Consider the following 4,236-nt stretch of genomic DNA (forward strand, 5'->3'; position numbering starts at 1 on the left):
CATCTACACGCGCGTCATCCACGGCACCGGCGCCTCCCTGCTCATCGGAATCGCCGCCACCGCGATCGGCCTGGGCCTCGCCCTCGTCTTCGGCCTGCTCGCCGGCTTCGGCCCGCGCTGGGTCGACTTCGGAACCACCCGTTTCCTCGAGGTGCTGTTTGCCTTCCCCGGTCTGCTCTTCGCGCTGTTGTTCATCGTGATCTACGGGCCCGGCGTCGTCACCTCGACGATCGCCGTCGGACTCTCCACCGCGCCCGGCTATGCGCGGATCATCCGCAGCCGGGTCATCCAGGTGCGCACTTCGCCCTACCTCGAGGCCGCCGTCGTGCTCGGGCGCGGACGCCCCAGCCGCATCGTGCGGCACGTGCTGCCGAACGTCGCCGGGTCACTGTTCGTACTCGCGACCCTCGGCATCGGCCAGTCGATCGTGTGGGCGTCGTCGCTGAGCTACCTCGGCCTCGGGGCCGTGCCGCCCGCCGCCGAGTGGGGTGCCATGCTCTCCGCCGGCCGCACCTACATCGCGTCGTTCTGGTGGATGACGTTCTTCCCGGGCCTGTTCATCGTGCTCAGCGCGGCGGCGACGACGCTGCTCGGGCGCGCCATCCAGCAGAGGGGACGCGAATCGTGACGCCGCCCGTGCCGGACCCGCAGTCCCTGCCGGACTCGCTGCCGAGCCTGCTGACCGTGGCGAACCTGAGCGTGCGTTTCGGCGACGCGACCGTGGTCTCCGGCGTCTCGTTCGACGTGCGGCCGGGCGAGTGCGTCGGCATCGTCGGCGAGAGCGGCTCGGGCAAGAGCGTCACCGCCCGCGCGCTGCTCGGGCTCGCCGGGAAACGAGCGCGGGTCTCGGCGGACGCCCTGACCTTTAGCAGTACGGAAATTCAGGATGCAAGCCCCCGCCGGCTGCGCTCGCTTCGCGGCCGCGAGATCGGCTATGTTTCGCAGGGAGCCCTCGTGGCTCTCGACCCGCTTCGGCCGGTCGGTCGGGAGATCTCCGACTCGCTGCGCCTCCACACATCGAGCACACCCGCACAGCGTCGTGCGCGTGTGCTCGAGTTGCTCGCCGACGTCGGCGTGCCCGAGCCGCAGCTCAGGGCGGGCCAACGCCCCGACGAGCTCTCCGGCGGTCTGCGTCAACGCGCCGTGATCGCGTCGGCGATCGCGCTGCGTCCGCGCCTGCTCATCGCCGACGAGCCGACCACGGCGCTGGACTCCACCGTGCAGGCCGGCATCCTCGACCTGCTCGAGCGGCTGCGCGACGAGGGCACCGCGCTCGTGCTCATCAGCCACGACCTCGCCGTCGTGTCGCGGCTCGCCTCCCGCGTGCTCGTGATGAACGCCGGACAGATCGTGGAAAGCGGCCCGACCGCGCAGGTGTTGGGGGCGCCGCAGCATCCGTACACCCGCCGCCTCATCGCGGCCGTGCCCACCGACCGCCCCCGCGGCTCGCGCCTGACCGAGCCCCCGCCCACGCCACCTGCCGCCCCGCCGGCCACCCCGCCGGCCACCTTCGGAAATTCAGGAACCCGGGTCGCGGATGCCTCGCAAACGGCCGTTTCACCCCCCGCAGCGACCGGGTCTCCTGAATTTCCGAATAATGCGGCGGTGGTGACCGCCAGCCACCTCAGTCGGCGCTTCGGCGACAGGCTCGCGGTCGACGACGTGAGCTTCACGCTCGAGCGCGGGCGCACGCTGGGCGTCGTCGGCGAGAGCGGCTCGGGAAAGACCACGGTCGCGCGGCTGGTGTTGGCGCTCGACACTCCAAACGCCGGGGACGTGCACGTACTGGGCCGGCCGTGGACGACCACGTCCGAGCGCGAGCGGCGGCCCCTGCGGCCCCGCATCGGCGCGATCTACCAGGACGCGCTCAGCTCGTTCGACCCTCGGCTCACGGTCGGGCGCATCCTCGCCGACGCGCTCAGCCACGGGCGCTCGACGCGCGCCGGCGACGAGGTGGCGCGGCTGCTCGGGAGGGTCGGACTCGACGCCGCTGTCGCCTCGCGCCGCCCCCTGCACCTCTCGGGCGGTCAGCAGCAACGCGTCGCGATCGCCCGCGCTATCGCCGCCGAACCCGACGTGATCGTCTGCGACGAACCCGTGTCGAGCCTCGACGTGTCGGTGCAGGCCCAGGTGCTCGACCTGCTCGACGAGCTGCAGCGCGACCTCGGACTCAGCTACCTCTTCATCACCCACGACCTCGGCGTCGTGCGGCACGTGAGCGACGACGTGCTCGTTATGCAGCACGGACGCGTCGTAGAACGCGGCCCGACCGAGGCGGTCTTCGCGAATCCGCGCGAGGAGTACACGCGGGCGCTCTTCGCTTCCGCGCCGCGTATCGCCGTGTGGCGGGGTTCGAGCACGTCGCCCTAGACTGCTGGCGTCCCAGACTGTTGGCACGCTGCGGCGACTGTTGGACGAACTGCGGCAGCCCGCCCGCGACCGAAGGAGAGCATGCCATGAGCAACGACACACCGACCGGACCGCGCGACGACGATTCCCGCAAGCAGAATGCGGATGACGCGGCGCCCGACACCACGCCGCAGGACACCCCCACCGAGCGCTTCGACGCCGCGGGCGCAGACTCCCCCACGCCGTCCGATCCGTACGACGCCGACGGTGCGGACACGCCCACGGCGGCCTTCGACCCGGTGATCGACGAGACGCCGACCGACCGCTTCGAGGCGCCCACCGCGCCGACCGACGCCGCCACCCGCATCCTGCCTACCCCCGGAGCGACACCGGCGACGCCCTACCCGACGCGCGCGTACCCGCCGGCGGGATACCCGCCCGCCGCTACGACGCCCCCGGCGGCATCGGTGCGCACCGTGTCATCCGGAACCGTCCCGACCACCGGCGACCCGACCGCGAAGAAGAGCCGCACGCTGCTCTACTGGCTCATCGGCATCGGCGTCGCGCTGCTCATCGCCGTGATCGTGCTGCTCGTGACCCTGTTCTCGAATCCCGACGACGCCGCGGTCGCCCCCACCCCGACGCCCTCGGCGACACCGAGCGCGGCTCCCGCACCGGCGCCCACCGAGGAGCCGGAGGAGGAAGAACCCGCGCCCGCACCCAGCCCGAGCGCTCCCCCGGCCTCGGGGCCGACATTCGCCACCTTCACCGCCCCGACCAGCGCCGAGTGCGAGGCCGAGGAGGGCGAGGCACCGCTGGTCTTCTCGTGGTCGAGCGACGACGCCGTGCGCGCCTACTTCGGCGTCGGAACGCAGAACGCGGCGATCAACCCGACCGAGAGCGACCTGCCGCCCACCGCGACGTTCGACGAGATCCCGTACGACTGCGCCGTGCCGTCGCAGGTCTACACGGTGACGCTCGAGGACGAGCTCGGGGCCCTCGCCAGCCGCACGGTCACCGTCACGAGGTAGCCGCCGCGGGCGCGCGGTAGAATCGGAGGCGATCCAGGCACCTCTCCACCGACACGGTGCCGCCTATAGAACCGGAGCGCCACCGCTATGCCGAACGCCATGCCTGACAAGCCCGCCCTCGAAGGGTTGGAAACCAAGTGGGGCTCCGCGTGGGAGACCAGCGGCACCTACCGGTTCGACCGCGACTCCGCGACCAAAGCGAACGTGTTCTCGATCGACACTCCCCCGCCCACCGCGTCGGGCAGCCTGCACATCGGTCACGTGTTCAGCTACACGCACATGGACCTCATCGCGCGCTACCAGCGCATGCAGGGCAAAGACATCTTCTATCCGATGGGCTGGGACGACAACGGTCTCCCCACCGAGCGCCGCGTGCAGAACTACTACGGCGTGCGCTGCGACCCGTCGCTGCCGTACGTCGAGGGCTACGTGCCCCCGCTCGAGGGCGGCGAGGGTGCCTCGAGCAAGGCGGCCGACCAGGTTCCCGTGTCCCGTCGTAACTTCATCGAGCTCTGCGAGAAGCTGACCGCCGAAGACGAGGTGCAGTTCGAGGACCTCTTCCGCGCCCTTGGCCTGAGTGTCGACTGGTCGCTCACCTACCGCACGATCGGACCCGAGGCGCAACTCGCTGCCCAGCGCGCCTTCGTACGCAGCCTCGCGCAAGGCGAGGCGTACCAGGCCGACGCGCCGACGCTGTGGGATGTGACCTTTCGCACCGCGGTCGCGCAGGCCGAGCTGGAGGACAAGGACCAGCCGGCCGCGTTCCATCGGGTCAGCTTCCACAGGCTGGTCGTCGGAGACGACGGAAAAAAGCACACTGCGGGCAATCTGGAGATCGAAACGACACGGCCGGAAC

General features: G+C 71.0%; 4 protein-coding genes. All 4 read left to right on the top strand.

Going from position 1 to position 4,236, the window contains the following annotated elements:
* A partial coding sequence (locus ACLQ6X_RS03660) for an ABC transporter permease (protein ID WP_411698815.1) occupies positions 1–628 on the top strand: 628 nt, incomplete at its 5' end.
* Complete coding sequence (locus tag ACLQ6X_RS03665; protein WP_411698816.1) at positions 625–2,370, top strand: dipeptide ABC transporter ATP-binding protein; 1,746 nt, start codon at positions 625–627, stop codon at positions 2,368–2,370. The genes ACLQ6X_RS03660 and ACLQ6X_RS03665, both read left to right, overlap by 4 nt.
* 86 nt (positions 2,371–2,456) lie before the next feature.
* Positions 2,457–3,380, top strand: coding sequence for a hypothetical protein (locus ACLQ6X_RS03670; protein WP_411698817.1), 924 nt, complete (start codon positions 2,457–2,459; stop codon positions 3,378–3,380).
* Between the two features lie 99 nt (positions 3,381–3,479).
* Positions 3,480–4,236 (top strand): class I tRNA ligase family protein (locus tag ACLQ6X_RS03675; protein ID WP_411698818.1); only part of this gene is annotated, 757 nt, incomplete at its 3' end.

This window comes from Conyzicola sp. (assembly GCF_046714715.1).
Taxonomy (GTDB): Bacteria; Actinomycetota; Actinomycetes; order Actinomycetales; family Microbacteriaceae; genus Conyzicola.

What these genes read in the sequence shown, in the direction of transcription:
- ACLQ6X_RS03670 (WP_411698817.1), top strand. Translation starts at nt 2,457, where the DNA reads ATGAGCAACGACACACCGACCGGACCGCGCGACGACGATTCCCGCAAG.